At 54.4% G+C, this 833-nt stretch carries 1 protein-coding gene; it reads right to left on the reverse strand.

Annotation, left to right across the window (positions count from 1 at the left end):
- Positions 1-248 precede the first annotated feature (248 nt).
- On the reverse strand, positions 249-494 hold the full coding sequence (locus tag GA615_RS28820) for a zinc ribbon domain-containing protein (RefSeq protein WP_152054498.1): 246 nt from the start codon (positions 492-494) through the stop codon (positions 249-251).
- Positions 495-833: the final 339 nt, after the last annotated feature.

Raw genomic sequence — 833 nt, forward strand, 5'->3', positions numbered from 1 at the left:
GTTGTCAGCTCTACCTTTGTTCGCATAACGCGAAGGACCACCAAGTGTTCATTGAAGCTTTGGGGCCATTGCGAGAATTGGAGTGGGCGATCCCATCCAAGGTTAATAGCGTAGAGTGGCACTGAATGGCTTCCCGATTGCGTGTCTGTGTGGCTGAACCAATCACCCACATCCTCTTCGTCGTTTTCAAGTCCCTGCCCCCCGCTCCAGCACGAGACAAGACGACCCCACCACGAGGATCACCTTGCCTATGCGACCCTCTTCACGGCGATTCCGAGGACAAGGAACAGGATCGCCAGAATCCAGGCAAATGGGAATATGAAGCCGGCTACCACGGCGAAGACTGTGAGCAAAAGCATGACGATGCGGAATACCGACATCACGACTGTTTCGAGACCACTCGCTGATCTGTGGGCTTTGTAGCCGCAGTGCGGACAACTGGCGGCTCGATTTGAAATCGATTGGCCGCATTCGGAGCATCTCACTAGGCTCATTTGAGTTTGCTATAACCTCCGCCACTGATTTGCAAGCGTACACCACAAGCAGCCCACGGGTGGCCCAAACGACGGCACGTTGTCCGGACGGCGAAGCCGCTCGAGGCTGAAGCAACTCCTTTGCTTATCCTTCATGCCTGGCTTCCACTAATCACCTCGTCTCGCTGCGCGACCCGGACCACTCGGACGTTGTCTGGGCCAATCGCCATGAGAGGATTTAGGCATCTCGGTTGTTGAGCAGGTGTGCTTCGATTTTGAGAATGAGTTTATCGATAGCGTGAATGACTGACTCCACCTCCTGAACTTGACGCTCAAGTGGTGCCAAGTTGCGAGCTAATT

Source organism: Tautonia marina (assembly GCF_009177065.1).
Classification (GTDB): domain Bacteria; phylum Planctomycetota; class Planctomycetia; order Isosphaerales; family Isosphaeraceae; genus Tautonia; species Tautonia marina.